Raw genomic sequence first — 24,220 nt, 5'->3', positions numbered from 1 at the left:
CCTTCCGCGTACCTAGGATGGGACCGTGAAGCTCAAGCTCGACCTCCACGACATCTACAACAAGGGCCACGACATCGATCGCGCGCTGCGCGGGATCATGGACGAGGCGGTGGCGAAGAAGGCCACGCTCGTGGAGATCATCCCGGGCAAGGGCTCCGGCGCGCTGAAGAAGAAGGTGCTGCGCTTCCTCGACCAGAAGGACGTCAAGCAGCTCTACCACCGGGTCGAGAAGGACTCGAAGAACTTCGGCCGCCTGTTCGTGCACTTCCGCTGGAAGTAGCCGGTCACGCTGGGCGGCCGCCGAACACCCAGTTGTGCACCTCGACCTCGGCGTACCGGTCGGCGGCCAGCACGGCGCGCGCCTCGTCCGGCCCCGTCGCCCGCACCAGCGCCGCCGTCCCCACCCACGTCGCGCCGTCGTCGGACAGCAGCGGCCCGTACGCGATCAGGTCGTCCTGCCGCTGCGGCAGCACCGGGCCTCCGCTCTGCTCCGGACCGAGGCCGAGCACCAGGTACCGGTTGCCGCCGGTCCGGCCGCCGGAGAACTCCCACATGGTGCGGCCCAGCAGGTTCCGCCATCGGCGCAGCAGCACGTCCCGGTACGCGCCGGCCTGGTAGTTGGGTTCGTCGAAGGCGAACGCCCGCGCGGCGGCGGGGCCGGGGAGGCTCAGGATGTGCACGCTGCCGGTCGGCGAGCCGTCGTCGGCGAGGGTCGGGCCCCGCGCGATCATCTGCTCCGCGTACCCGTCCATGTAGGACCAGTGGTCCTCGACCAGCTCCTGACGCAGAGTTGCCGAGCCGAGCCGATCGCGGTGGTAGCAGAAGAACTCCATGACCCGAGTCTCGCCGTCGATCAACAGGCGTAGCCACTTTTTTGTGGGTACTTGTCGCCGTGCGCGACCGCGACGAACCTGGTTGTGGGCAGAGGCGGAAAAGAACAGGTCAGGAGGCGGTGCGGGCTGCGGCGAGTTTGTCCAGACGGCGGTGGCCCCAGTCGGAGAGGGGAGCGAGCGCCTCGGCCAGTTCGCGGCCGAAAGTGGTGAGCGAGTACTCGGTCTTCAACGGCAGCACCTCGTACGCCTCCCGGTGCACCAGGCCGTCGCCCTCCATCTCCCGTAACGCCTGAGTCAGCACCTTCTCGGTGAGGCCCGGAAGCTCCCGGCGCAGCTCACCGGGGCGACGCGGACCGGATTCCAGCAGCCAGAGCAGGGCTGTCTTCCACTTGCCGTCGATCACGGCGATCGCGGCCGTCACTCCACAGACGTTCAGATCCTGGGCCCGGCTGCGCGTCATCTGCGTCCCGTTCGACAAGAGGAGTCTGCGTGAACACCTATCCCGACAAGTCTGTCACGGTGCTCGGTCTGGGGCCGATGGGTCGCGCGCTGGCCGGCGCATTCCTGGCCGCGGGAGTGCCCACAACGATTTGGAACCGCACGCCTGGCAAGGACCGTGAGCTGGTCGAGCGGGGCGCGACAAGCGCCCGGACCGCCGAGGAGGCGGTCGCCGCGAGCGGGCTGACTGTGGTCTGCGTGGTGAACTACGACGCGTCGGACGCCATCCTGCGACGTGACGCGGTGACCGCCGCGCTCACGGGTCGAACGGTCGTCAGCCTGACGGCCGACACCCCGGACCGCGCTCGCGACACCGCACGGTGGGCGGCCGACCACGGCATCCGGTATCTGGACGGCGCGATCATGACGCCGACCACCACCATCGGCACCGCGGACGCGGTGCTCATCTACAGCGGTCCCGCCGGCCTCTACCAGGAGCATCAGCCGGTGCTCGACGCGCTGGGCGGCACCCACACCCACCTCGGCGAGGAGATCGGGCGCGCGGCGGCGTACGACATCGCGCTGCTCGACATCTTCTGGACGGCGATGGCGGGCTACGCGCACGCGCTGGCGGTGGCCAGGGCGGAGGGTGTCACGGCGCGGGAACTCGCGCCGTTCGCCACCGGTATCGCCGCGATCCTGCCGCCGATCTTCGAGGAGGGCGCGGCGGAGATGGACACGGGCACCTTCCCCGGAGACGGCAACCCGATCACCTCCGCCATGTCGTCCATGACGCACATCGTCCACACGTCCGAGGCGCACGGCATCGACGCCGGGGTGATGCGTGCGGTCGAGGGCATGACCCGCCGGGCCGTCGGGCTGGGCCACGGCGCGGACGGTTTCCTACGGGTCGCCGAGGTGCTGGGGCGGCGTTGATCCACACCCAGTACGCCGAAGTGGCGGTATCCCCACGCCGGGATACCGCCACTTCGGCGAGGTGGTGTCGATCAAGCCGTGGCGTCGATCAAGCCGTGGTGTCGATCAAGCGGCGCTCAGAGCGGGTACGTGCGCGCCACCGCCAGCATCTCCGAGCTGTGCGAGCCGACCACGCCCACACCCTCCGGCCGCGCCCGGAACCCGGGCACCGCGGACAGTCCGTCACTGGCGTCCATGGCCCGCACCGAAACGGCACCGCCGCGCGGCTCGACAGTCAGCGTCACCTCGACACCCTCCGGCGGCGGGGCGTGGAACACGACCCCGAATCCCCACTTCCCCTCGCCCGGCTCGACCGGCACGACCCGTCCGGCCACCGAGGCGGACCGCACGGTGGCGGTGCCGGTGTCGACGTGCAGCGTGAGCAGGCGTACCTGCCGCTGCGGCACCACCCGTACCCGCAGCACGCGCTGGTCGCCGGTGCGGGTGTCGGAGAGCAGCTCCAGCTTCGGCGCGGGCAGGGGCGCGGCGGTGGCCGGTCCGCCGCGCAGCTCGGTGGCGCCGAGCCCGGGGAAGTCGTCGGCGATCGAGACCTTGCCGTCGACGTAGCCGCCGGTCCAGGGCTGCGGCTTCTCCTCACGAGTGAGCCAGGCCGCCTTCCCGGTGCCCGCGTCCAGCGCGTACATCAGGTGGGTCGGCACGGGATGCGCGGCGTCGAAGCGGTCCACGGCAAGGCCGACCCCGGCGAGCACCACCGCGGCCAGCGCGGCGGCCGCGGCGGGCAGCGCGCCGAGCCGGCGTGCGCGCAGCGCGAGCAGGCCGCGCTGGCCGCCGGCCCTGGGGTGCAGCAGGTCCACGACCGGGAGTACGGCGAGGCCGAGCAGCACCGCGACGAGCGCGGCTACCGCGCCCATGCCCATGCCGAGCGCCGGGAACAGCAGCACCACGGGAGGCAGCAGGATCACCACTGCCACAGCGGCGGCGAGCGTCACCGCGACGACCGGCCACGGGCCGTCGCGCCGGGTGGCGAGCGCCGCGAACCCGGCGAGCGCGCCGGCCAGCGCCGGCACTGTCGTCAGGTACGCCCCGCCGGGCACCGCCACGGCGAGCAGCACACCGAAGACCGCCAGCCAGGCGAGCCCGCCGAACGCCAGCGCGGCCGGGCCGACCCGGCGGCGCAGCAGCGCGTACCAGCAGAACAGCACCGCGGCGGAGAGCGCCACGACGGCGAGCCGGTACCAGACCGGGCGGTACGGGTCGAGCAGTTCGGCGTACCCGGGGCGGATCGTGGTGATCGCGGCCCAGAGCAGCCACGCGCCGAGCGGGGCCGCGACGACCGGCACCAGGGTCAGGCCGAAGCCGGCGGCGAGCGTGCCGGCGGTGGCCCGGCCCCGGCGGCGCAGGAGCCAGCCGAGTGCGCCGACGGCGAGCAGCGCGGCGACTGCGAGCGGCAGCGTCAGCCAGCCGGGGTAGCGGACCAGCCCGCCGAGCACCGGGAAGTAGGTGTCGTCGTGGCCGGCGCGCAGGTCACCCAGGTCGGTGCGGCCGAACTCGCGGGCCAGACCGAGCGCGTTGTCGCCGTGCATCTGGAGGCTGCCCCGGTCCATCCGGGCCGGCACGTCCAGCGGGGTGTGGTAGATCGCGCCGCCGTCGATGTACGCGGAGTTCAGGCCCACGAACTCGCGGTCGAGGAACGCGGTGAAGTCGGTGTCGTTCGGCAGCGCACGGTAGATCTCCACCGCGAACGAGGTGCCGACCGGGTGCGGCGCGGCCTTGCCGAAGATCTCCACGAGCTTCGCGTTGTTCCGGGACGTCTCGAACATGATCACCGGACCGGTGGAGCCGCGCGCCTCCAGGTTGAGCACCACCCCGCCTTCGCGGGCGAGCGGGTGGTCGGCGGCGAATCCGGCGGCTCCGCACAGGCACGCCTCCTCCGCGTCGGTCAGCACGAAGACGATGTCGTTGCGGGGGCGCGGACCGGTGGTGAGCGCCCGCGCGACCTCCAGGATCATGGCGGTGCCGGCGGCGTCGTCGTTGCCGCCCGGCCCGGCCTGCACCGAGTCGTAGTGTGAGACCAGGAACACCTTCCCGGTCGGGTCGGTGCCGGGCAGGCGGGCCACCACGTTGCGGACCCGGGCCAGCGTGGCCCCGCCCGCCGCGCCGGACAGCTGCCCGGCCTCGGGCGCCACGGCGTCCTGGACCTCGGTCTCCAGGCCCAGTCCGCGCAGCGTGCCCACCAGGTGTTCGCGTACCCGGTCGTTGGCGGCGCTGCCTGCCACGTGCGGCTCGGCGGCGATCACCTCGACGTTGCGGAACGCCCGGCCCGCGCTGAACTCGCCCTCGGGCGCGTCCGCCGGACGCGGCGCCGGGGTGGAGAGGCCGACCAGGACGCCCGCCCCGACGGCGAGCAGAGCGATCGTCGCGGCGGCGGCGGCGAGCAGCCTCCGGCGTGGCCGGGCGAACGCGCGGTCGGCGGGGCGGGTGGGGGGTACGCCCACGGGGACTCCTCGGGGTGGATCTACGGGGTGGGATCATCCTGCACCCCCGGGGCCTGCGGCGGCAGTCCCCGGTCGGTGCGCTGCGGGCGTGACAGCGCTCCCGGCGTAACATCGTGGGTCGACCGCGCCGCTGTCCGGATGGACGTGTCACACGCTCCGCCGCACGGGCGACGGTCGCGCGGTGTGCGACTGTTGTCTGAGTCAGGATCAGCAGGGCATTCGGAAGGAGCCCGACATCACCAGCGAACTCCCGCGACTCGCGGCGGTTACCCGACCGCAGCGGGGTTCCGGCGCGTCGGGTGCCGTCCGCGTGCCGTCGGCCGGGGCGGGCCTGCACGGCGGCGTACCGCCGGGCGAGCGGCTGCGGGTGCTGCTGGTCGAGGACGACGAGGGCGACGCCTTCCTGGTCGGCGAGCTGCTCGCCGAGACCAACTCGATGATCGACCTGCTGGTGGCCACGAGCCTGAGCGAGGCCCGGCAGCGGGTGATGGGCGTGGACTGCGTCCTGCTCGACCTGGGTCTGCCCGACGCGCAGGGCCTGGACGGGCTGCGCCGGGTGCTGGAGATGGCAAGCGGCGCGGCGGTCTGTGTGCTGACCGGCCGCTCGGACGAGCACCTGGGCATCGTCGCGGTCGCCGAGGGGGCGCAGGACTACCTGGTCAAGGGCCAGGTCGACGGCGTCCTGCTGACCCGGGCGCTGCGGTACGCGGTCGAGCGCAAGCGGGCCGACGAGAACGCCCGCCGGCTGCGTGAGGTGGAGCTGCGCCAGGCCGAGTCCGCCCGCCTGGAGCGCGGCCTGCTGCCGCAGCCGCTGATGACCACCGACGAGGTGTCGGTGCACACGTTCTACCGGCCCGGCCGGCACGCCGCGCTGATCGGCGGCGACTTCTACGACGTCGTGCAGACCCAGCCGGACCGGATCGATTTCATCGTCGGCGACGTCTGCGGGCACGGCGTGGACGAGGCGGCACTCGGCGTCGAACTGCGCGTGGCCTGGCGGGCGCTGGTGCTGGCCGGGGTGCCGGACGACGAGGTGCTGCCCGCGCTGGAGCAGGTGCTGATGAGTGAGCGCCGCCTCCAGGAGATCTTCGCGACGGTGGCCACCACCCGGCTCGACCTGGCGTCGGCGCGGGCCACCGTACGCCTCGCCGGTCACCCGCCGCCGCTGCTGCTCAGCGGCGGCACTGTCGCGCCGGTGCCGGCCAAGGGCGGGCTGCTGCTGGGCGTACGCCCGCGCCGCCCGGTCGCCTTCGACCTGGAGTTCGACACCGACGACTGGTCGCTGCTGATGTACACCGACGGCCTCATCGAGGGCCGGGTGGACGGCGGTGACGAACGCCTCGACGTGCCGGGCCTGACCGGGCTGCTCGCCGACCCGGCGAACCGGGCGGTGCCGCTGGCCGAGCTGCCCGCCTGGCTGGTCGGGCGGGCCGAGCAGATCAACGGCGGCCCGCTGGCCGACGACGTGGCGATGTTGCTGGTGACCCGGGGCACCGGCCGGTGAGCGAACAGCTAACCGGTCCGGCAAGTCCCGCAGTGCCGAACGGAGAAGAACCTGTGAAGGCGTACCAGCAGGGTTGGACCCTGCGGCGGCGGGTGGCCGCGCTGCTCGGCGTCGTGGTGGTGCTGCTGCTCGGTCTGGCCGCCGCGGAGGCGGCGGTCGCCGCGAAGAACCGCGAGAACATCGACGCGGTGCTGCTCAAGACCGGTCCGCTGCGCGTCGAGGCGCAGGAGCTGATGAGCGTGCTGCTGGACCAGGAAACCTCGGTGCGCGGGTACGCGGTGAACGGCGACGGCAGCGACCTGGAGCCCTACCGCGAGGGTGTGAAGCGGGAGCAGGACCTGGTCACCTCGATCCGGGATCTCTCCGCCGACTACCCGGACGTGCGCCGGTCACTGGACGTGGTGGAGCAGCAGACCGCGCAGTGGCGGACCCAGGTGGCCGAGCCGGTGATCGCCACCGTCGAGCGGGACGGCCCGGAGGCCGGGCAGGCGCTGATCACGGACGCGACCCGCCAGCAGTTCGACGGCATCCGGTCGTCGGTGAACACGCTCCAGGAGGAGATCCTCACCGTCCGGCAGGAGACCGCCGATCGGGTCAACGCGACGAGCAACACGCTGGTCGCGCTGCTGATCATCGCCGCGCTGGTGGTGACGACCGCCGGTGTGGTCATGCTGATCTCGCTGGACCGCATCCTGATCCGTCCGCTGGCCGCCCTGGTCGGCCAGGTGCGTGAGGTGGCCGACGGCGACTACCGGCACCGCATCGAGGGTTCCGGCCCGCCGGAGTTCCGCCGGCTCGCCGAGGACATCGACCAGATGCGGATGAAGATCGCCCGGGAGCTGGACGAGGTACGCGAGGCCCGGGAACGCATCGAGTGGGTCAACAGCCAGTTGCAGAAGCAGGCCGAGGAGCTGACCCGGTCCAACCGTGACCTGGAGCAGTTCGCGTACGTCGCCTCGCACGACCTCCAGGAGCCGCTGCGCAAGGTGGCGAGCTTCTGCCAGCTCCTCCAGCGGCGGTACGCCGGGCAGCTCGACGAGCGGGCCGACCAGTACATCGCGTTCGCGGTGGACGGCGCGCAGCGCATGCAGCGACTGATCAACGACCTGCTGGCGTTCTCCCGGATCGGCCGGTTGACCACCGGTTTCACCGAGGTCGACCTGAACAAGGTGATGGGCGACGTGGCCGGGCAGACCGAGGCGGCGCTGCAGTACGCCGACGCGGAGCTGACCTGGGGCGAGATGCCGACCATCCGCGGCGAGGAGCCGCTGCTGACCAACCTGCTGGTCAACCTGGTCAGCAACTCGGTGAAGTTCCGCCGGCCCGACGTGCCGCCGAAGGTGCACGTGTCGGCGCGGCTGGTGGACGGCGAGTGGGAGATCAGCTGCCGGGACAACGGCATCGGGATCGAACCGGAGTTCGCCGACAAGATCTTCGTGATCTTCCAGCGGCTGCACTCGAAGGACGCGTACCCGGGCACCGGCATCGGACTGGCCATCGTCAAGAAGATCGTGGAGTATCACGGCGGCCGGGTCTGGGTGGACACCGACGCCGACGAGGGCACCACGATCCGGTTCACGCTTCCCGCGCTGGAGGCCGACATCGAGGCCGCCCGGGCGGCGGAGGCCGCGACGGACGAGGACGCGACGGACGCGACGGACGCGACGGACGCGGAGGACGCCACGGATCCGGCCGAGGCGCCGGCCGCCGAGGGCGCCGACGGTGACCCGGCGGGCGTCGGGCGGCAGCCGGACGGCGAGGCACGGGAAGAGCCGCCCGCGGAGGCGGACCGACACGGTACAAACGGTGGCATGAAGGAGACGGTGGGATGACCGCGCCCGCGGACGGCAAGAGCCCGATCGAGGTCCTGCTCGTCGAGGACGACCCCGGCGACGTGCTGATGACCCAGGAGGCGTTCGAGGAGCACAAGCTCCGCAACCGCCTCACCGTCGTCTCCGACGGCGCCGAGGCGCTCGCCTACCTGCGCCGCGAGGGCCAGTACGCGGACGCGGTGACGCCCGACCTGGTCCTGCTCGACCTGAACCTGCCCCGCCGGGACGGCCGGGAGGTGCTGGAGGAGATCAAGAAGGACGAGGAACTGCGCCGGATCCCGGTCGTGGTGCTCACCACCTCGCAGGCCGACGAGGACATCCTGCGCAGCTACCAGCTGCACGCAAACGCCTACGTGACCAAGCCGGTGGACTTCGAGCGCTTCATCTCGGTGGTCCGCCAGATCGACGAGTTCTTCGTCAGCGTGGTCAAGCTGCCGCCGCGTGGCTGACCCGCTGCTGGACGACGTCGGCGCGCTGCTGAAGGAGGCGGCGGCCAAGGTCGTCGTGCCGTTGTTCCGCCGGCTCGACGCGTCCGACATCTCCGAGAAGGCACCGGGCGAGGTGGTCACCGTCGCCGACCGCGAGGCGGAGGCGCTGATCTCCGAGGGCCTGCGCCGGCTGCGTCCCGGCTCGGTGGTCGTCGGCGAGGAGGCCGTCGCCGACGACCCGGACCTGCTGCGGCACCTGCGCGGCAGCGGCGACGTGTGGCTCGTCGACCCGGTCGACGGCACCTCCAACTTCGCCGCCGGTCGCCGGCCGTTCGCGCTGATGGCGGCGCTGCTCACCGACGGCGTACCGGTGGCCTCCTGGGTGTACGACCCGCTGGACGGCACGATGGCGGCGGGCCGGCTCGGCGCCGGCACCGAGCTGGACGGCGCGTCGCTGAGCGCGGCGCGGACCGAGCCGCGGGTGGGCGCGCTGCGCGGCACCGCGGCGACGAAGTTCCTGCCGCCGGACTTCCGCCGCCGGGTGGAGGAGGGCGGGCGCCGCGTCGGTGAGCTGCTGCCCGGCCAGCACTGCGCCGGCCGGGAGTACCTGGACATCCTCACCGGCGCGCAGCAGTTCGTGCTGTTCTGGCGCACCCTGCCGTGGGACCACACGCCCGGCGCGCTGCTGGTGCGCGAGGCCGGTGGCGTGGCCCGCCGGTTCGACGGCGCCGACTACCACCCGGCCGACGAGGGCCGGGGGCTGCTCGTCGCGGCCAGCCCGGAGATCTGGGACGAGGTGAGCGCCGCCCTGCTCGGCGGTTGAGCGGCGCTGCGCGACGATCGCGGCACGCTGCGTCGATGTCGGACGCCGTACGCCGTCGCCGGCCTGGCGTGGCGCGCGTGGTCCGGTATCGTGACCGGCGGTCTCCGCCAGCAGGCCGCCGTCCGGCGCCGGCGGAGACGCCGCTCGGTGTGCGGGGGCCGGCGGTCGACGGAAGGACCATCACGTGCCCAGGACCAGCCCTACCGGCCGGCGCGTCCGGCGGTCGCTGCTCGCCGCGTTCGCCGCGCTGGCCGTGCTGCTCGGCTCCGGCGTGGCCGCCGGGCCGGCCGCCGCCGTACCCAGCCCGAACGCCCCGAACGAGGGCGGCAGCAAGCAGTTGCGGGCGGCGCTTGAGGCGGCGGCGAAGGGCCACATCGAGGCCCAGAACAAGCTGGAGAACTCCAAGCGCCGGCAGAAGGCGCTCGCCGCCCAGCTCACCGACATCGAGGTACGCCTCGTCGGGCTCAGCGAGCAGGCCGGCGAGGTCGCCGCGCAGTCGTACCGGATGGGCCGGCTGACCGCGACGTCGATGCTGCTGGCCAGCGCCGACCCGAACGACTTCCTCAAGCGCGCGGCCGAGCTGGACGTGATGGCCCAGCGGGACAGCAAGCGGCTGCGGGAGCTGGCCGACGCGAAGGCGCAGGCGGCCGAGGCGAAGCTCGCCATCGACGCCGAGGTGCGCGAGCAGGCCAAGCAGGTCGCGGTGCAGGCCCGCAAGAAGAAGGACGCCGAGGTGGCGCTGGCGAAGGTCAGCTCCGGCGCCGGGTCCGGGTTCAACGGCACCTCCTCGTCGGCGAAGCCCGCGCCGCACAACTCGGACGGTTCGTGGCCGTCGGAGTCCTGCTCGGTGGACGACCCGACGCCCGCGTCCGGCTGCATCACGCCGCGTACGCTGCACATGCTCCAGCAGGCCAAGGCGGCCGGTTACAAGCGTTACGCCTCGTGTCACCGCAGCGGTGGCGGCGGCGAGCACCCCAAGGGCCGGGCCTGCGACTTCTCCGCCGCCAGCGGCGGGTTCGAGGACAAGACCGCCACCGGCGGCGACAAGGCGTACGGCGACAGCCTCGCCGCCTGGGCGAAGAACAACGCCAACCGGCTCGGCATCATGTACGTCATCTGGTATCGGCAGATCTGGATGCCGAACACCGGCTGGCGCGCGTACAGCGGCGGCGGCAGTCCGGCGGCGGACCACACAAACCATGTTCACATCTCGATGTATTGACCCGGCCCGCCGCGAGCGCTGCGTAGCATCGCCACGGTGAGCAGCACATCGTCCGACGTCATCGCGGAACCGGCGGCCGGCGCCCCGGTTCCGCCCCGGGCCCTGCCCAACGGGCTCGCCGCGTTCCTCGTCTTCCTCTCCAGCGGGGCCGTGCTGGTGCTGGAGACCGTGTCGTTGCGCCTGGTCGGCCCGTACGTCGGGGTGACCCTCCAGGTGACCAGCTCGGTGATCGGCATGGCGCTCGCCGCCATCGCGTACGGGGCGTGGTTCGGCGGGTGGCTCGCCGACCGGCGCGACCCGCGCACCCTGCTGGCCCCGGCTCTGGTGCTGGCCGGCATCGCCACCGCCGTCACGCTGCCGATCGTCAGGTACGCCGGCGAGGCGCTGCGCGGCGGTGCGGCGAGCGCGGTGCTCCTGCTGACCGCGCTCACCGTCCTGCTGCCGGCCGCGCTGCTGGCCGGGATCACCCCGCTCGTGGTGAAGCTCCAGCTCGCCGACCTGCGCCGGACCGGGCAGGTGGTGGGCAAGCTGTCCGGCATCGGCACGCTCGGCGGCATCACCGCCACGCTCGGCACCGGCTTCGTGCTGGTGGCCGCGCTGTCCAGCACCGTCATCGTGCTGGGGCTGGCCGCCGTGCTCGGCGTGACCGGGCTGGCGCTCGGTTTCTGGCTGCGCCGGCAGGCCGGACCGAGCGGGTTGTCCGCGCCCGGCCGGGTCAAGGCCGCGCTCGCGTTGCTCGGCCTCGCCGCCGCCGGGCTCACCGCGGCGGCGCCGAACCCGTGCGACGTGGAGACCGCGTACCACTGCGCCCGGGTCGAGGTGGATCCGTCGTGGCCGCAGGGCCGCACGCTCTACCTCAACTCGGCCGAGCACTCGTACGTCGACCTGAACGAGCCGAACCACCTGAAGTACGCGTACACGCAGTGGATCGGCCTGGTCGCGGACGCGGCGCGGCCGGCGAAGCAGCCGATGGACGCGCTGCACCTGGGCGGCGGCGGCTTCACGGTGCCGCACTACCTGGCCGCGACCCGGCCCGGCACCGACAACCTGGTGTTCGAACTCGACGGCGGCCTGGTCGAGCTGGACCGGCGGGAGCTGGGCCTGCGTACCGGCCCGCGGATGCGCGCCGAGGTGGGCGACGCGCGGGTGCTGCTGCGCGGCGAGCCGGCCGACAGCCGCGACTTCATCGTGGGTGACGCGTTCGGCCACCTGGTGGTGCCGTGGCACCTGGCCACCCGGGAGATGGCCGCCGACATCCGCCGGGTGCTGCGCCCGGACGGGATCTACGTGCAGAACGTCATCGACTACCCGCCGGGCCGGTTCATCCGCGCCGAGCTGGCCACCGTGAAGGCCGAGTTCGCGCACGTCGCGCTGATCGCACCGCCCGGCGCGATCGACGGGCAGCAGGGTGCCAACTTCGTGATCGTCGCCTCCGACGCGCCACTGCCGCTCGCCGCGATCCCGCCCGGGCTGAAGCTGCTGCCCGAGCGGGCCGAACTGATGGACGAGGCGGCGGTGACCGAGTGGGTGGGCGACGCGATGGTGCTCACCGACGACTACGCGCCGGTGGACCAACTGCTGGCGACCGCCTGAACGGATGACTTTCCTGACCGATTCCGACCGCTGAGGTGTACCGGGGTCGACTTCGGGCAACAGGACCCACCATGGGTGGACCGGTCAGGAACGGCGTGCAACTGCTCGGCGAGAGATACCGGTTGGTCGAGCAGCTGGGTGCGGGCGGCATGTCGGTCGTCTGGCGCGGCTACGACGAGGTGCTGGGCCGGCAGGTGGCGGTCAAGGTGCTGGCGTCGCGGCTGGCCAGCGACAAGGCGTTCCGGCACCGGATCCGGGTGGAGGCGCAGGCCGCCGCGCGGCTGTGCCACCCCAACATCACAAACGTGTACGACTACGGCGAGTCAGTGCAGGTGGGCCTGACCGTGCCGTACGTGGTCATGGAGCTGGTCGACGGCGGTCCGCTCAGCGGGCGGCTCGGCCGCGACGGGCAGCTTCCCTGGCGGGAGGCCATGACCATCGGCGCGGAGGTCGCCTCGGCGCTCGCCGCCGCGCACGCCCGCGGCGTGGTGCACCGGGACGTCACACCGGGCAACGTCATGCTGACCCCGACCGGGGTGAAGGTCGTCGACTTCGGCATCTCGGCGCTGGTGGGGGAGAGCGACAAGGGGCCGGACGGCGCGCTGCTCGGCACGCCCGCGTACCTGGCGCCGGAGCGGCTGGACAACGGCCACGTCTCGCCGGCCACCGACGTGTACGCGGTGGGGCTGCTGCTCTACCGGATGCTGACCGGCCGACTGCCGTGGCAGGCCAGCACCACCACCGAGATGCTGCGCGCGCACATGTACCGCGACCCGGACCCGATGCCCGCGGTGCCGGGGCTGCCCGAGCCGGTCGCCGCGCTGGTGCAGCGGTGCCTGGCCAAGCGCCCCGAGGACCGCCCGGCCACCGCCGAGGTGGCCCGTACGCTCGCCGAGGCGGCCGGTATCGCGGCGATCGTGCCGGTGTCTCCGGCGTTCGGCCGGATGGACCCGGCGCTCGCCGAGAACGCGGGCACCACCATCCTGCCGTGGTCGGCGGAGACGGACGCGCTGCCGTTCTCGGCGGTGCGCACCCGCACGAGGCGGGCGGTGGCACGGCGGCGCAAGGTGGAGGCCGGGGTGGCCGCCGTCGGACTGGTCGCGGTGACCGCCACGCTGTGGGGGCTGACCTCGCGGAGCCCGGCCAGCGGCGGAGTGGAACCGACCGAGGCGCGGATGAGCCTGCCCGAGCCGACCCTCTGCGCTGTCGACTACTCGCTGCGCCGCGACACCGGCAAGGACTTCTCCGCCGAGCTGACGCTCACCAACACCAGCGACCGGGAACTGCGCGGCTGGACGATGAACTTCACGTTCCCCGGCAAGCAGACTGTCACCACGTCCCAGCCGACGGCACGTCAGGCGGGGCGTACCGTCTCGATCGCCGCACCGGCGACGGACCCGGCGCTGGCCCCCGGCGCGTCGACGAAGCTGACGCTCGCCGGGCGCTACACCGGGAGCAACACGCTGCCGGTCGAGTTCACGCTCGACGACAGCACCTGCGGCGTGCAGGTCTCCGGCATCGCCGGTTCGGCGCCGACCACCGCGCCGCCGGTCAAGACGCCGGTCAAGCCGGCCACCAAGACCACCGCGAAGGCCACCACCAAGAGCGGGCCGGCGAAGGCCAAACCGGCGAAGCCCAAGGCCGCGCCGAAGCCCCCCAAGGGCAAGGAGGGCCCGAAGGGAAAAGCAAGGTAGACCGGCCGAAGGGGGGTGAGCACGGCAAGGGTCCCGGTCCGAAGAAGCGCTGACCGTCTGGTGGGCGCGGCTGTCACGTCGGCGGCTCCGGTCAGTTCAGCGCGGAAAAGCGCTGCACCTGGGAGATGCCGCCCTCCACGATGAGCACGCTGTCCGCCTCCAGCACCGTCTCCGGCCCGGCGTAGCGGAACGGCTCCCCGGGCTGCTTCTCGCCCACCACCATCACGCCGTACCGGTCCTGCGGGGCGATGTCGCGCAGCGACCGCCCGACCAGCGGCGCCGGCACCTTGATCTTGGCGATGGCGAAGTCGTCGTCGAACTCGATGAAGTCGAGCATCCGGCTGACGATCAGGTGCGCCACCCGCTCGCCGGTCTCCGCCTCGGGGAAGACCACGTGGTGCGCGCCCACCGAGTGCAGGATCTTCGCGTGCTTCTCCGAGGTGGCCCGCGCCCAGATCTGCTCGATGCCCAGCTCGGCCAGCGCCAGTACGGTGAGCACGCTCGCCTCCAGCGACGCGCCGATCGCGACCACGACCCGGCGGAAGTCCGCCAGCCCGAGCTGACGCAGCACCACCTCCTCGGTGCTGTCGGCCTGCACCACCCGGTCGAGGTCCGCCGACCAGTGCTGGACCCGGTTCGGGTCGTGGTCGATCGCCAGCACCTCGTGACCGAGGCGGGACAGGGACTCCGCCAGGCGCGCGCCGAACCGGCCCAGGCCGATCACCGCGATGCCGGTCTCGTCCGGATGTCTAGCCGACAATGGGTTGCTCCTCCGGGTAGCGGTACAGCCGTCGACGGGTGTTCAACGCGATGGCCGAGCCGAGGGTGAGCGGCCCGACCCGGCCGATGTACATGAGCGCGGTCAGCACGTACTGGCCCGGCGGGGAGAGCTGGCCGGACACCCCGACGGTCAGCCCGGTCGTGCTGAACGCGGAGGTGACCTCGAACAACGCGGCGGCGAACGACACCTGCGAGGTCAACGCGACCAGGGCGACAGTCCCGCCGGCCACCAGCGCCACGCTCAGCAGCGCCACCGTCAGCGCCTGCCGCTGGCTGGCCGCCGCCACCCGGCGGCGCCCGACAGTGGTGTCCGGCTCGCCCCGCAGCTCCGCCCAGATGGCGAAGCCGAGCAGGAAGAACGTGGAGACCTTGATGCCGCCGGCGGTGCTGGCGCTGCCGCCGCCGATGAACATCAGGCCGACCAGCATGGGGTAGCTCTCGTCGGTGAGCCGCCCCACGTTGACGACGTCGAAGCCGCCGGTACGGCTCAACGCGATCTGGGTGAACGACGCCAGCAGCTTGCCCGGCACGTCGAAGGTGCCGATCGTGAACGGGTTGCCCCACTCGACCAGCAGCAGGTATGCCACGCCGAAGGCGATCAGCACGACGCTGCCCCAGATGGTCAGCTTCGTGGCGACCGCCCAGCGCGCCGGCTGCCGCCACTCGCGTACCGCCTCGAACAGCGCCGGGAAGCCGAGCCCGCCGATGATCGCGCCGACGCTGAGCGGCAGCGCCACCCAGCCGTCGCGGGAGAACGCGACCAGGCCGTCGGAGTAGAGCGCGAACCCGCCGTTGTTGAACGCCTGGACCGAGTGGAACACCGCCGACCAGAGCGCCCGGCCCGGCCGGTAGTCGTACGCCAGGAACAGGCGCGCGGCGATCACCACGGTCATCAGGGCCTCGGTGACGAAGACGGTCGCCGCGATGCGCAGCAGCAACCGGCGTACGTCGCCGAGGCCGAACTCGGCGGTCTCCGCCTGCACGAGCAGCCGGTTACGCAGGCCGAGCTGGCGGGACACCGCCAGGATCACCAGCGACGCCCCGGTCAGGATGCCCAGACCGCCGAGCTGCGTCAGCACGGTGATCATCACGAGCCCGAAGCCGTTCCAGTAGTTCGGCGTGTCGGTGACAGCCATCCCGGTCACCGACACCGCCGACGTGGACGTGAACAGCGCGGTGACGAACGGGGTGTACCGCTGCTCGCTCGTGGCCCAGGGCAGCATGAGCAGACCGGTGCCGACCAGGATCACCGCCAGGAACCCCAACGGCACCAGCCGTACGGGCTTCCGGAGCAGGCGGCGCATCCCGTCATCTTCCGTCCGGAGATTCACCGGCAGGTCAGGAACCGACCAACTGGCGGTCAACCACGCCCGGTCTGCTGTGCGTACCCATCGACGACAGGAGACGGCGTTGCGACGTACCCTTTCCGCCCTCGGCATGGCCGGCGCGCTGCTCGCGACGGCCGCATTGGTGGTGCCGGCAGTGGCCGCCCAGGCCGGCCCGGACCACCGCGCCGCCGAGCAGGCCCGTGCGGCCCAGCGGCCGATCGTGATCGGCCACCGCGGCGCGAGCGGCTACCGCCCGGAGCACACCCTGGAGGCCTACCGGCTGGCCATCCGCCAGGGCGCCGACTTCATCGAGCCGGACCTGGTCTCGACCAGGGACGGCGTCCTGGTCGCGCGGCACGAGAACGAGATCTCCGGTACGACGGACGTGGCCGCCCGCCCCGAGTTCGCCGCCCGCAAGGCGACGAAGACCATCGACGGGGTCACCGTGGCAGGCTGGTTCACCGAGGACTTCACGCTGGCCGAGCTGAAGACGCTGCGGGCCAAGGAGCGGCTGCCGCAGGTGCGGGTCGCCAACACCGCGTTCGACGGCAGGTTCGAGATCCCGACGTTCCAGGAGGTCATCGACCTGGCGCGGGCCGAGTCGAAGGCCCGGGGCCGGACCGTCGGCGTCTACCCGGAGACCAAGCACCCCACCTACTTCGCCTCGATCGGCCGCCCGCTGGAGGAGCCGCTGGTGGCGGTGCTGCGCCGCAACCGGCTCACCCACCGGGCCGACCCGGTGTTCGTGCAGAGCTTCGAGACCGCCAACCTGCGCAAGCTCGACAGGATGATCGACGTACGGCTGGTGCAGCTCATGGACGCGTCCGGCGCGCCCTACGACTTCGTCGCGGGCGGCGACAAGCGGACCTACGCGGACCTGGCCACCCCCGCCGGCCTGGCCTGGGTCTCCCGGTACGCCGACGGCGTCGGCCTGAACAAGAACCTGATCGTGCCCCGGGACTCCGCCGGACGGCTGCTCGCGCCGACCTCGGTGATCCGCGACGCGCACCGGCGCAAGCTGGTGGTGCACGCGTGGACGTTCCGGGTCGAGAACCAGTTCCTGCCGCTGGACTTCCGCATCGGCACCGACCCGAACGCGCGTGGTGACATCACGTCCGAGTACGAGTTGTTCCTCGACCTGGGCCTGGACGGCGTGTTCAGCGACCATCCCGACACGGCGGTGGCTGCCCGAGCCGGCCGCTGACCGCCGCTCCGCTGTGACGGGGTGCCCGCCGCTTGCGGCGGGCACCCCGTTCGCGTCTTCCCCGGGCCCTGTTGCGCCCGGCCGCCCCGAGATCTTGGTACGAAACGGCCCCTCCGGGGGCCATTCCGTACCAAGATCGGCGGTGGCGGGCGCCACATCGGGGAAGTGGCTGCTTCCGGGCGCGATGATGCCGCCACTTCGGCGTAGTGGAGTTGATCAGCTCGGGGGTTCGGCTACGTAGGTGCCGCGGCCGGGCTGGCCGGTGATCAGCTCGCGGTCGTGCAGCAACGACATCGCACGATAGGCCGTGTTCATGTGGACGCCGTAGGTCTCGGCCAACTCGCGGGTTGAGGGCAGCCTGTCGCCCGGCTTCAGCTCGCCACTTTTGATCTTCGAGGCGATGTCGTTGGCGATGCGGCGGAACGGTGCTTCTGCTGTAGGCATGGCGGGGACTCCGGTTGGTTCGGCGAATCCGATCCTGCCCTACCTGCACAAGTAACTGCAACAAGTTGCCCAGCACGTCGAGAGTGGAGGCTCGCGCATAACCAGATACTGGTGTAGGTTGAGTCGCGTCCGGCTCCGGTTGGTTCGGCAAACCTCGGGAGTCGGACCCGGATTGGGCTCCGGGGTCGTACCGCCGAACGGGCTGCGGTCTCGGGGCCGGCGACCCGCCCGCGTCCCCTGTCTGCGGGCGGGTCGCCTCCACGGCTCGGTGAGGAGGATCGGCGTGCGTAACGTGCTCAACCTGTTCCAGCCGACCCGGCGACGTGACAAGGGGCGACAGCCGAACCAGGGCTGGTACCGCTCGGAGTCGTGCCGGCCGCTGAGCGTCGGGCAGATCCGCGAGCGGCGGTTCCGCACGGTGCGGCACGGGCTCGACCCGGCGGAGGTGCACGCCTTCCTCTACCGGGTGGCCGGTGACCTGGCGCTGGCCCGCCGTGACGCGTCGCGGTACGCCGAGGAGAACACGCGCATCAAGGCGGCGCTCAAGAGCTGGCAGTCCCGGTTCACGCCGGGGGCGCAGCGGTGAGCCGGGACCGGTTCGTCGTACACCTGCCGGTGCTCGCGGCCGACCTCGACGGCGCGCGGGGGTTCGCGCGGGCCATCTGCCGGGCGCTCGGGTTCCTGGCCGACGTGGAGCGCGCCGGTACGACCGTGTCGCGGGAGGACGAGCAGTCCGTACGCCACTGGGTCTGGTGCGACCGGCCGCGCGACGGTGGCCGGCGGTGCGCGCGGGCGGCGGACCACGACGGCGACTGCGGCGGGAGGTGACCGGCGCGCCGCGATAGGCCGGGACGACATTGCCGGCGAGGTGCGCGTGGTGGGTGTGGCCATCCCGGGTCGGTGCGGTTACGTGTCGATGTCCGGCGTTGTAACGTGCGGCCACCCCGTCACGGGGACTTGTGTGCGCCGACCACATAGCCCGTGGGTGACGTCACTTCTAGCGTGAGCCGACAACTGACATTCCCCCTGTCCTCACCTGGAGTCGCAATGACGATCCGGCACACGCGACGGGTGTTCCTTACCGCCGCCACCTCGGTGGCGGTCGCTCTGGCCGCCACGGCCTGTGGCAGCCCGCAGGACACCGCATCCGGCGGCGGCGACGCCGCCCCGGTCAAGGTCGGTCTGGTCTACTCCCAGTCCGGGCCGCTCGCCAGCTACGGCAAGCAGTACATCGAGGGCTTCAAGGCCGGCCTCGACTTCGCCACCAAGGGCACCGGCAAGGTCGGTGACCGCACGATCGAGGTGACCGAGGCCGACGACGCGGGCGACCCGGCCAAGGCCGTGTCCGCCGCGAAGGACCTGATCGGCAAGGGTACGAAGATCATCGCCGGGTCCACCTCCTCCGGGGTGGCGCTCCAGGTGGCGCCGATCGCCGCGCAGAACAAGGTGCTGTTCATCTCCGGTCCGGCCGCCACCGACGCGGTGACCGGCGCCAACAAGTACACGTTCCGTTCCGGCCGGCAGTCGTGGCAGGACGTGGTGACCGCCCGGTCGTTCATCGGCGACGCGGGGGGCAAGAAGGTAGTGGTGTTCGCGCAGGACGGCGCGTTCGGTGACGCGAACGAGGCCGCCGTGAAGGCCGTGATCGGCGGCGCCGGCGCGAACGTGAGCAGCGTCCGGGCCCCGGCCAGCGCCACCGAGTTCACGCCGTTCGCCAGCCAGATCAAGGCGGCCAAGCCGGACCTGCTCTTCGTCGCCTGGGCCGGCACCACCGCCGGGGCGATGTGGCAGACGCTCGACCAGCAGGGCGTCCTCGCCTCCACCACCGTCGTCACCGGCCTGGACATCCGCGCCTCCTGGCCGACGTTCGGCGCGGCCGGCAGCAAGATCTCGTTCCTGTCGCACTACTTCGACGGGGCCAGCGACACCGAGGCCGCCAAGGCCGCGAAGACGAAGGTGCCGGGCGGCACGCTCGACCTGTTCCACCCGGACGGGTTCGCCGCCGCGCAGATGGTCGTCCGCGCCGTGCAGGAGGGCGGCGACGACGTGGAGAAGATGGTCAAGGCGCTGGAGGGCTGGGAGTTCGAGGGCGTCAAGGGCGCCATGAAGATCCGCGCCGAGGACCACGCCCTGCTCCAGCCGATGTACCAGGCCAAGCTCACCGGCAGCGGCACCGCCTTCACGGCGACCGCGCAGAAGTCGCTCACCGGTGACGAGAGCGCGCCGCCGGTCGCGCAGATGAAGGGCTGACCCGTGCTCGCCACCCGCGGTCTGACCTGGCGGATCGGTGAGGTCGCCATCGTCGACTCCGTCTACCTCGATCTGGCGCCGGGGGAGTTCCTCGGCGTGATCGGGCCCAACGGCGCCGGCAAGACCTCCCTGTTCAACCTGATCACCGGTCTGCGCCGGCCCACCGAGGGCACGGTCCTGCTGGACGGCGCGGACATCACCGCGCTACCGCCGCACCGGCGTGCCCGGCTCGGACTGGGGCGTACCTTCCAGGCGTCCTCGGTCTTCGGCTCGCTGAGCGTGCGGGAGAACGTCCGGCTCGCCGTACAGGCACACCGGGGTGGCTCGATGAAGCTGTGGCGGCGGGCGGCGGCCGACCGGGAGGTGGCCGCCGCCGCCGACGCGGCGCTCGACCGGGTCGGCCTGCACCACAGGGGTACGGCGCTCGCCGGCACCCTGGCCCACGGCGAGAAGCGCAAGCTGGAGATCGCGCTGCTGCTCGCCGGTGAGCCCCGGGTGATGCTGCTGGACGAGCCGATGGCCGGGGTGAGCGCCGAGGACGTGCCCGAGCTGGTCAGCGTGATCAAGTCGTTGACCGGGGACAGCGGCCGGGCGGTGCTCATGGTGGAGCACCACATGGACGTGATCCTGGAACTGGCCGACCGGATCGCCGTGATGCACCACGGCGCGCTGCTGGCGTGCGACACCCCGGACACGGTGATGGCGAACGCCACCGTGCAGGAGGCGTACCTGGGGGAGGCGCTGTGAGCGCGAGGAGTGAGCCGGGTTTGCGAGCCCCGCAGTCGCGAACGAAAGGCGGCGCTGTGACCGAACCTGTCCTGTCCGTGGCGGACCTGTCCGTGCGGATCGCCGGGCTGCACATCCTCCAGGGGGTGTCGTTCGAGGTCGCGCCCACCGGCGTCACGGTGCTGCTCGGGCGCAACGGCGTCGGCAAGACCACCACGTTGCGCGCGATCGTCGGGCTGACGCCGCGCGGCGGCGAGGTGCGCGGATCGGTGCTGATGGGTGCCCGCAGCCTGCTCGCCCGACCCACCCACCGGCTGGTCCGCGACGGCCTCGGCTACGTGCCGGAGGACCGCTGCGTCTTCGCCGCGCTCACCGTCGCGGAGAACCTGCGGCTCGCCGAACGGCGGGGCGTCGCGCCCGCGTACGACAAGGTCTTCGCGCTCTTCCCGGAGCTGGAGCGGCGCGGACGGCAACGCGCCGGGTCGCTGTCCGGCGGGCAGCAGCAGATGCTCGCGATCGGCCGGGTGCTGCTCAACGACAACCGGCTGCTGCTGGTCGACGAGCCGACGAAGGGGCTGGCGCCGAAGGTGGTGACCGAGGTGGCCGAGGTGCTGGAACGGGTGGCGGAATCCGTGCCGGTGCTGCTGGTCGAGCAGAACCTGGCGGTGGTACGGCGGCTGGCGACCGACGCTGTGGTGCTCTCCGCCGGGAAGGTCGCCTGGACCGGCGACGCCCGCGAGTTGCTGCTGGAGACGGCGCTGACGAAGTCGTTGCTCGGGGTGGGTTCGGCGGAGGTGCACTCGTGAACACAGTGGTCCTGCTGACGCTGACCGGGCTGGGCCTGGCGGCGCTGTACTTCCTCGTCGCCTCCGGCCTGTCCCTGGTGTTCGGCCTCGCCGACGTGCTCAACTTCGCGCACGGGCTGTTCCTCGGCGTCGGCGCGTACGCGACCTGGTGGGCGGCGGGCAACCTGCCCGGCGCCGGGCCGGACGGGCTCGGTTTCGTGCTCGCTGTCGTCTTCGGCGTGCTGGCCGGTTCGCTCGTCGCGGTGCTCGTGGAGCTGGTCCTGATCCGGCCGCTGTACTCCCGCACCATCGAACAGGTGCTCGTCACCGTCGGCCTGTCGCTCGCCGGAGTGGCGCTGCTCCAGGCCACCTGGGGCGCGGACCCGCGCCCGTTCCCGCGACCGGACTGGAGCCGGGGCGTCACGTCGGTGCTCGGCGCGCAGGTGCCGAACGCCGGGCTGCTGCTGATCGTTGCCGCCGCTGTGGTGCTCGGCGCGCTGCTGGCGTTCCTGCGCTGGACCCGGTACGGCCTGATCATCCGGGCCGGCGTGGAGAACCGGGAGATGGTGACGGCGCTCGGCATCGACGTGCGCAAGGCGTTCACGCTGGTCTTCGCGATCGGCGGGGCGGCCGCCGCGCTGGCCGGCGCGCTCGGCGGCGTCTACTTCGGCACCGTCTCGCCGGGGCAGGGCGGCTCCCTGCTGATCTTCGCCTTCATCGTGGTGGTGATCGGCGGGATGGGCTCGGTGGTCGGGTCCGCGTACGCGGCGGTCGCGGTGGGACTGCTGCAACAGTTCGTCAACTACTACGGCACGTCCGGGCTGGGCGACCTGTGCGTGGTCGGCCTGCTCGCCGTGGTGCTGCTGCTGCGTCCGCAGGGCCTGGCCGGAAAGGTGGCTCACGCATGACCGAGGTCAAGAGCGCCGAGGCGCCGGCACCCCCGGCGGCGGTGCCGGACGAGCTGACCCCGGGCCGTGCCCGCTGGCACGGACTGCGCCCGTACCTGCCGCTGGTGGCGCTGGTGGTGGCGGCGATCCTGCCGTACTCCACGCTGCACCTGCCGGGGATCTTCGAGGGGCCGCTGAACTCGCCGGGCACGCTGCAACTGCTCGCCATCTGCCTGGTCTTCGGCGGGCTCGCGGCCGGATACGACCTGCTGTTCGGGCGTACCGGGATGCTCTCCTTCGGCCACGCCCTCTACTTCGCCGCCGGCGTGTACGGCACCGACATCCTGGTCACCAAGGCCGGGCTGCCGCTGTGGCAGGCCGCCGTGCTCACGGTGATCGGCGGCACCACGCTCGCCGCGCTGCTCGGGGCGGTGGCCCTGCGCACCGTGGGTATCGCGTTCGCCATGGTGACGCTGGCGTTCGCGCAGGTCGGGGCGATCCTCGTGGCCCGCGACTTCGGCGGCCTCACCGGCGGCGAGGAGGGCCTGCCGCTGGACGTGTCGGGGCTGCCGGCGGCGCTCGTGGGCGTCACGAACACGGTGAACCTCTACTGGCTGGCGCTGGCGTACCTGGCCGTCGTCGTCCTGGTCGTGCACCGGGTCAGCGCCTCGCCGACCGGGCGGGTGCTGGCCGGGCTGCGCGACGACGAGCGGCGCATCGGGGTGCTCGGGCTCGACCCGTACCGGTTCAAGCTCGTCGCGTTCACGCTCGCCGGCGGTCTCGCGTCGGCGGGCGGGGTGGTCTACGTGCTGATCGTCGGCGGCGCCAGCCCGCACATCACCTCGTCCGAGCTGACGCTGTCGCTGCTGGTCATGGTGGTGCTCGGCGGTCCCGGTACGCGGTGGGGGCCGGTGCTGGGCGGCGTCCTCTACATGTACCTGGACCACCGGCTCACCGCGTTCGGCAGCAGCGAGGCGGTGAACAGCCTGCCCGCGTTCCTCAGCCACCCGCTGAGCCAGCCCCTGTTCGTCCTGGGCACTGTCTTCATCCTGGCCGTCTACTTCTTCCCCGGCGGCCTGGCCAGTTTGCGAACCCGCCTGGCTCCCCTCCTGACCGCCCTCCGCCGCTCCCGCTGACCCCTTCCCGCCTCTGCCCCGGCGATCATGAGGTTAACGCCGCGACACGCCGTGTCCGACGGCGCTAACTTCATGATCGCCCGGGACAGGGCCGGGCGGGATGCGGGAAGGGAGACCTCATGGGGGAGTTGCGGCGGCTCGCGGTCGTCAGTGGGGGTGGGACCGGGATCGGGGCCTCCGTGGCCCAAGGGCTCGTGGCCGACGGGTTCGACGTGATCGTCGTGGGGCGGCGGGCCGACGTGCTCGAATCGGCGGCGCGGCGGATCTGTGCCGAGGCCGGGCGGGACGGGGCGGTCACGCCTGTCGCTGCGGACCTGACCGATCCGGGGCAGGTCGGCGCGGTGGTGGACGCGGTCGGCGAGCGGGCCGTGGACGCCGTGGTCAACAACGCCGGCGGCTACCTCGGCGGGCCGAGCGACTCGCTCGGCGGGGTGGCGGACTGGTGGCGGGCCAACCTGGACGCCAACGTGCTGACCGCCGTACTGCTCACCGAGGCGCTGCTGCCCGCCCTGCGCCGCCCCGGAGGCCGGGTGGTCCTGCTCAGCTCGATCGCCGCGCAGCGCGGTGGCGGCGGGCCGTACTCGGCCGCGAAGGCGGCGCTGCACGGCTGGGCGTACGACCTGGCCGCCCAGCTCGGTCCGGAACAGATCACCGTGAACGTGGTCAGCCCCGGCTACGTCGCCGAGACCGAGTTCTTCGGCGACCGGATGACGCCGGAGGGGCACGCCAAGCGGGTCGCCGCCACGCTCGTCGGCCGGGCCGGTGTGCCGGACGACATCGCGGCGGCCGTGCGCTACCTGGTCGGCCCGTCCGCCGGGTACGTCACCGGGCAGGTGCTCGGCGTCAACGGCGGCTCCGTGCTGGGCCGCTGACACGCGGAAG

24 protein-coding genes are annotated in these 24,220 nt (G+C 72.4%); 18 read left to right on the top strand and 6 right to left on the bottom strand.

Annotation, left to right across the window (positions count from 1 at the left end):
• Positions 1-25 precede the first annotated feature (25 nt).
• The gene (locus Q3W68_RS12265; RefSeq protein ID WP_013288724.1) at positions 26-280 is read left to right on the top strand and encodes a Smr/MutS family protein; all 255 of its coding nucleotides are present in this window, start codon (positions 26-28) and stop codon (positions 278-280) included.
• 4 nt (positions 281-284) lie between these two features.
• Here Q3W68_RS12265 and Q3W68_RS12260 read toward each other — a convergent pair whose 3' ends face one another.
• Positions 285-833, bottom strand: coding sequence for a YciI family protein (locus tag Q3W68_RS12260; RefSeq protein ID WP_302905503.1), 549 nt, complete (start codon positions 831-833; stop codon positions 285-287).
• Between the two features lie 109 nt (positions 834-942).
• Positions 943-1,293 (bottom strand): helix-turn-helix domain-containing protein, encoded by a 351-nt coding sequence (locus tag Q3W68_RS12255; RefSeq protein ID WP_302905502.1) that lies wholly within the window; start codon positions 1,291-1,293, stop codon positions 943-945.
• A 29-nt stretch (positions 1,294-1,322) separates the two neighbouring features.
• Between Q3W68_RS12255 and Q3W68_RS12250 the strand changes: the two genes are divergently transcribed.
• The gene (locus tag Q3W68_RS12250; RefSeq protein WP_302905501.1) at positions 1,323-2,207 is read left to right on the top strand and encodes an NAD(P)-dependent oxidoreductase; all 885 of its coding nucleotides are present in this window, start codon (positions 1,323-1,325) and stop codon (positions 2,205-2,207) included.
• A 116-nt stretch (positions 2,208-2,323) separates the two neighbouring features.
• Here Q3W68_RS12250 and Q3W68_RS12245 read toward each other — a convergent pair whose 3' ends face one another.
• Entirely contained in the window at positions 2,324-4,702 is a 2,379-nt protein-coding gene (locus tag Q3W68_RS12245; RefSeq protein WP_302905500.1) for a M28 family peptidase, read from the bottom strand.
• 310 nt (positions 4,703-5,012) lie between these two features.
• Between Q3W68_RS12245 and Q3W68_RS12240 the strand changes: the two genes are divergently transcribed.
• From Q3W68_RS12240 to Q3W68_RS12210, 7 genes are all read left to right on the top strand, one after another.
• Positions 5,013-6,206 carry a PP2C family protein-serine/threonine phosphatase gene (locus Q3W68_RS12240; RefSeq protein WP_302905499.1) on the top strand — a complete coding sequence of 398 codons (1,194 nt, stop codon included), beginning with the start codon at positions 5,013-5,015 and terminating at the stop codon, positions 6,204-6,206.
• Positions 6,207-6,259: 53 nt separating this feature from the next.
• Positions 6,260-8,038, top strand: a complete 1,779-nt coding sequence (locus Q3W68_RS12235) for an ATP-binding protein (protein ID WP_302905498.1) — start codon at positions 6,260-6,262, stop codon at positions 8,036-8,038.
• Positions 8,035-8,487 carry a response regulator gene (locus Q3W68_RS12230; protein WP_091426599.1) on the top strand — a complete coding sequence of 151 codons (453 nt, stop codon included), beginning with the start codon at positions 8,035-8,037 and terminating at the stop codon, positions 8,485-8,487. The genes Q3W68_RS12235 and Q3W68_RS12230 overlap by 4 nt, the downstream gene beginning before the upstream one ends.
• The gene (locus tag Q3W68_RS12225; RefSeq protein WP_302905497.1) at positions 8,480-9,289 is read left to right on the top strand and encodes an inositol monophosphatase family protein; all 810 of its coding nucleotides are present in this window, start codon (positions 8,480-8,482) and stop codon (positions 9,287-9,289) included. Before Q3W68_RS12230 ends, Q3W68_RS12225 begins: the two co-directional genes overlap by 8 nt.
• 184 nt (positions 9,290-9,473) lie before the next feature.
• A complete protein-coding gene (locus Q3W68_RS12220; protein ID WP_302905496.1) occupies positions 9,474-10,511 on the top strand; it encodes a hypothetical protein in 1,038 nt (345 codons plus the stop codon).
• A 36-nt stretch (positions 10,512-10,547) separates the two neighbouring features.
• Complete coding sequence (locus Q3W68_RS12215; protein ID WP_302905495.1) at positions 10,548-12,104, top strand: fused MFS/spermidine synthase; 1,557 nt, start codon at positions 10,548-10,550, stop codon at positions 12,102-12,104.
• Positions 12,105-12,175: 71 nt separating this feature from the next.
• A complete protein-coding gene (locus tag Q3W68_RS12210) occupies positions 12,176-13,798 on the top strand; it encodes a serine/threonine-protein kinase (RefSeq protein WP_302905494.1) in 1,623 nt (540 codons plus the stop codon).
• Between the two features lie 91 nt (positions 13,799-13,889).
• Here the strand turns inward: Q3W68_RS12210 and Q3W68_RS12205 are convergent, their stop codons facing one another.
• On the bottom strand, positions 13,890-14,558 hold the full coding sequence (locus tag Q3W68_RS12205; protein WP_302905493.1) for a TrkA family potassium uptake protein: 669 nt from the start codon (positions 14,556-14,558) through the stop codon (positions 13,890-13,892).
• On the bottom strand, positions 14,548-15,882 hold the full coding sequence (locus Q3W68_RS12200; protein WP_302905492.1) for a TrkH family potassium uptake protein: 1,335 nt from the start codon (positions 15,880-15,882) through the stop codon (positions 14,548-14,550). Before Q3W68_RS12200 ends, Q3W68_RS12205 begins: the two co-directional genes overlap by 11 nt.
• Before the next feature lie 106 nt (positions 15,883-15,988).
• Here Q3W68_RS12200 and Q3W68_RS12195 point away from each other — a divergent pair, with 106 nt between their 5' ends.
• Complete coding sequence (locus Q3W68_RS12195) at positions 15,989-17,110, top strand: glycerophosphodiester phosphodiesterase (RefSeq protein ID WP_302905491.1); 1,122 nt, start codon at positions 15,989-15,991, stop codon at positions 17,108-17,110.
• Positions 17,111-17,326: 216 nt separating this feature from the next.
• Here Q3W68_RS12195 and Q3W68_RS12190 read toward each other — a convergent pair whose 3' ends face one another.
• Positions 17,327-17,554: a GntR family transcriptional regulator gene (locus Q3W68_RS12190; protein ID WP_302905490.1), complete on the bottom strand. Its 228-nt coding sequence runs from the start codon at positions 17,552-17,554 to the stop codon at positions 17,327-17,329.
• 283 nt (positions 17,555-17,837) lie between these two features.
• Between Q3W68_RS12190 and Q3W68_RS12185 the strand changes: the two genes are divergently transcribed.
• The 8 genes from Q3W68_RS12185 (at position 17,838) to Q3W68_RS12150 (ending at position 24,210) form a co-directional block, all read left to right on the top strand.
• Entirely contained in the window at positions 17,838-18,140 is a 303-nt protein-coding gene (locus tag Q3W68_RS12185; RefSeq protein WP_302905489.1) for a DivIVA domain-containing protein, read from the top strand.
• Entirely contained in the window at positions 18,137-18,382 is a 246-nt protein-coding gene (locus Q3W68_RS12180) for a hypothetical protein (protein WP_302905488.1), read from the top strand. Before Q3W68_RS12185 ends, Q3W68_RS12180 begins: the two co-directional genes overlap by 4 nt.
• A 219-nt stretch (positions 18,383-18,601) precedes the next feature.
• Positions 18,602-19,804, top strand: coding sequence for a substrate-binding domain-containing protein (locus tag Q3W68_RS12175; protein WP_302905487.1), 1,203 nt, complete (start codon positions 18,602-18,604; stop codon positions 19,802-19,804).
• Between the two features lie 3 nt (positions 19,805-19,807).
• Positions 19,808-20,551, top strand: a complete 744-nt coding sequence (locus tag Q3W68_RS12170) for an ABC transporter ATP-binding protein (RefSeq protein WP_013288706.1) — start codon at positions 19,808-19,810, stop codon at positions 20,549-20,551.
• Between the two features lie 56 nt (positions 20,552-20,607).
• On the top strand, positions 20,608-21,336 hold the full coding sequence (locus Q3W68_RS12165) for an ABC transporter ATP-binding protein (protein ID WP_302905486.1): 729 nt from the start codon (positions 20,608-20,610) through the stop codon (positions 21,334-21,336).
• Positions 21,333-22,223, top strand: coding sequence for a branched-chain amino acid ABC transporter permease (locus tag Q3W68_RS12160; protein WP_302905485.1), 891 nt, complete (start codon positions 21,333-21,335; stop codon positions 22,221-22,223). Before Q3W68_RS12165 ends, Q3W68_RS12160 begins: the two co-directional genes overlap by 4 nt.
• Positions 22,220-23,338 (top strand): branched-chain amino acid ABC transporter permease, encoded by a 1,119-nt coding sequence (locus Q3W68_RS12155; protein ID WP_302905484.1) that lies wholly within the window; start codon positions 22,220-22,222, stop codon positions 23,336-23,338. Before Q3W68_RS12160 ends, Q3W68_RS12155 begins: the two co-directional genes overlap by 4 nt.
• A 119-nt stretch (positions 23,339-23,457) precedes the next feature.
• Positions 23,458-24,210 carry an SDR family NAD(P)-dependent oxidoreductase gene (locus Q3W68_RS12150; protein WP_302905483.1) on the top strand — a complete coding sequence of 251 codons (753 nt, stop codon included), beginning with the start codon at positions 23,458-23,460 and terminating at the stop codon, positions 24,208-24,210.
• Positions 24,211-24,220 lie beyond the last annotated feature (10 nt).

It is taken from the genome of Micromonospora sp. C28ISP2-4 (assembly GCF_030519385.1).
Classification (GTDB): Bacteria; Actinomycetota; Actinomycetes; order Mycobacteriales; family Micromonosporaceae; genus Micromonospora; species Micromonospora tulbaghiae.
The sequence above is the reverse complement of the archived record's forward strand: the minus strand, read 5'-3'. Positions and strand labels throughout refer to the sequence as shown.

Coding starts and splice junctions, on each gene's coding strand:
- Q3W68_RS12260 (WP_302905503.1), bottom strand. CDS start 833: ATGGAGTTCTTCTGCTACCACCGCGATCGGCTCGGCTCGGCAACTCTG.
- Q3W68_RS12255 (WP_302905502.1), bottom strand. CDS start 1,293: ATGACGCGCAGCCGGGCCCAGGATCTGAACGTCTGTGGAGTGACGGCC.
- Q3W68_RS12230 (WP_091426599.1), top strand. CDS start 8,035: ATGACCGCGCCCGCGGACGGCAAGAGCCCGATCGAGGTCCTGCTCGTC.
- Q3W68_RS12210 (WP_302905494.1), top strand. CDS start 12,176: ATGGGTGGACCGGTCAGGAACGGCGTGCAACTGCTCGGCGAGAGATAC.
- Q3W68_RS12200 (WP_302905492.1), bottom strand. CDS start 15,882: ATGCGCCGCCTGCTCCGGAAGCCCGTACGGCTGGTGCCGTTGGGGTTC.
- Q3W68_RS12190 (WP_302905490.1), bottom strand. CDS start 17,554: ATGCCTACAGCAGAAGCACCGTTCCGCCGCATCGCCAACGACATCGCC.
- Q3W68_RS12175 (WP_302905487.1), top strand. CDS start 18,602: ATGACGATCCGGCACACGCGACGGGTGTTCCTTACCGCCGCCACCTCG.
- Q3W68_RS12155 (WP_302905484.1), top strand. CDS start 22,220: ATGACCGAGGTCAAGAGCGCCGAGGCGCCGGCACCCCCGGCGGCGGTG.
- Q3W68_RS12150 (WP_302905483.1), top strand. CDS start 23,458: ATGGGGGAGTTGCGGCGGCTCGCGGTCGTCAGTGGGGGTGGGACCGGG.